The 1848-nt window shown below is 63.8% G+C and carries 4 protein-coding genes; all 4 read right to left on the bottom strand.

Going from position 1 to position 1848, the window contains the following annotated elements:
- Positions 1-416: hypothetical protein (locus tag CKO23_RS24540; protein WP_200336096.1), on the bottom strand; the 416-nt coding region annotated here is incomplete at its 3' end.
- A 171-nt stretch (positions 417-587) separates the two neighbouring features.
- Entirely contained in the window at positions 588-1244 is a 657-nt protein-coding gene (locus CKO23_RS24535; RefSeq protein WP_200336095.1) for a hypothetical protein, read from the bottom strand.
- On the bottom strand, positions 1241-1474 hold the full coding sequence (locus CKO23_RS24530; RefSeq protein ID WP_200336094.1) for a hypothetical protein: 234 nt from the start codon (positions 1472-1474) through the stop codon (positions 1241-1243). Before CKO23_RS24530 ends, CKO23_RS24535 begins: the two co-directional genes overlap by 4 nt.
- A partial coding sequence (locus CKO23_RS24525) for a hypothetical protein (protein WP_207168692.1) occupies positions 1471-1848 on the bottom strand: 378 nt, incomplete at its 5' end. The genes CKO23_RS24525 and CKO23_RS24530, both read right to left, overlap by 4 nt.

Raw genomic sequence — 1848 nt, 5'->3', positions numbered from 1 at the left:
ATCTGCTCGCGGTAGCCAGACTCACGCGCCCGCGCTGCGGCCGCCTTCTCTTGCGCTTGAGCGACTTCGGTCTTGAGCCGCTGGATCTCGACATCCCGAGCCGCGAGATCAGCGCGCAGCCGCTCAATGGTGTCTGCCGCGCCATCCAGCTTTCTGAGTTGTCCGGTGAGGATGTCGCGATCCTTGCTCAGTCGGGAGATGGTGCCTGCGCTGGATAGGCACTCAGCCCGCAGTCGCTCTAGCTCGCCTTTCGCGATCCTGACGGAATCGGACGCGGCTTCATCATCTGCGTTAGTGACGGGGTTATCGGCTTTGGCTCCAGCCTTCAGCCGCTCGATGTAACGGCGTTGCCGCTCGGCGCTGGTCATGGCGGTGCCGGTCGGTTTGGGTCCGCGCCTTTTCTGGCTGGTGGTCATACTGGAACTCCGTTAGTGACGATGTTTCAACTATAGCGTCACTAACGGAGTTGGCAACCACGGGCGCCTAAGCGCACAATGGCCGTGTCCCCTTCCAGCGACACGGCCCCTTGCGGTACGCCCTGCGATCAGGACCAATGCCCGCGCAGTCATGGCGCGGGCATTCTCGTTTCAGGCGGCGCGTATGTTCGGCGGCTCGGACTTCATGGTCCGGCGGCTCGCGGCGATGGCAGCGTGCTCCTGAACCTCTGCGGCGTAGCCCGCTGGCAGGTGCGCGGGGTCTCGGCTCTGGACGAACTCCGAGAGCTTTGCCGACTCTTCGTCGATGGCCGCCAGCTCGGCGTTGAACTCGGCGGGATCGCGTCCCGGCGCAAGCCGCTCGATGTACGCCTCGGGCACTCCAGCCTTGCGCAGCTTCGCGCGCTGCTGAAGCACGGACTCGGGTGCTCCGGCCTCACGCGCCCGCAGGATCCGATCCCGCGCCCGCTCCAGCTCGACGCGCCGCTCAACAGCCCAGTCGAACGTCTCCTTCTGCTCGCGCAGCCCTGCCACGCGCGCGGCGTCGCTCTGCTCGATCAGATCCGCCAGCTTGCTGTAAACCGCGTCAATCTCGCCTCCAAGCCGCTCAAGGGCGTCGTCGAGAGCCTGATCGTCACGCATCCCGAGCGCCTCCACCAGGAAGCCGAAATTCGACGGGACGCGATTTAGAAGGCTCCACAAATCACGCGCTGACTTGAACGCCTTGTGATAGGCCGCCGCATCCGGGCCGGCTCGCAGCGCGCGCGCCAGGTCGATGGATTCCTGAAGGGTGTAGCTGGTTCTGCTCATGTCGTTCTCCGATTGGTGGAATTCGCTTCCATCCGATCCAGCCGCGCGATGATGGCGCGTTGCTGGCTGGCAATGGCTTCAAGGGTGCTCAATACCATGCTGAAGGCTTTTCGCTCGACATCCATGTTAATCCGGTTCAATTCGCTCATGCGGGTGAAAATGTTCGCCTCATCGAGGCGCTTGCACTCGCTCAATTCGCTTAAGCGGTCGAGAATATTCGTCTCAGTCATGTGCTGGTCACTCCTTCGGTATTGACGGTCGGGGGCGCCTTGGATTCAGGCGGTGATTCGGAACGACGGTGCGCCATGCGGGCATCGTCTTCCTTGGCTTTTTGCAGTGCCTGCTCGTACATCTCATCAAGCGCCGCATAGTCGATCGTCTCGATGGTGCTGCTCGATGGCGCGCTGCGGTCGGCCAGGTCCAGGATCTCGGCGGCATCACTGGCCGCAATCTGCCCGCGCCCGACCGCGCCAAGCAGGCGCTGCCCAAGCTCGGTCTGAGACCCTGTGACGCTCACCTCGAAGGTGCACGCGGCGGGACGCAGCTTGGGCGCTACGCGATCCAACAAGGCGTTGGCCGCTGACACGTCGCCGGCTTCGGCCGC

The organism is Thiocystis violacea (genome assembly GCF_016583565.1).
In the GTDB taxonomy this organism is placed as follows: Bacteria; Pseudomonadota; Gammaproteobacteria; order Chromatiales; family Chromatiaceae; genus Thiorhodococcus; species Thiorhodococcus violaceus_A.
The sequence above is the reverse complement of the archived record's forward strand: the minus strand, read 5'-3'. Positions and strand labels throughout refer to the sequence as shown.

What these genes read in the sequence shown, in the direction of transcription:
- CKO23_RS24535 (WP_200336095.1), bottom strand. Translation starts at nt 1,244, where the DNA reads ATGAGCAGAACCAGCTACACCCTTCAGGAATCCATCGACCTGGCGCGC.
- CKO23_RS24530 (WP_200336094.1), bottom strand. Translation starts at nt 1,474, where the DNA reads ATGACTGAGACGAATATTCTCGACCGCTTAAGCGAATTGAGCGAGTGC.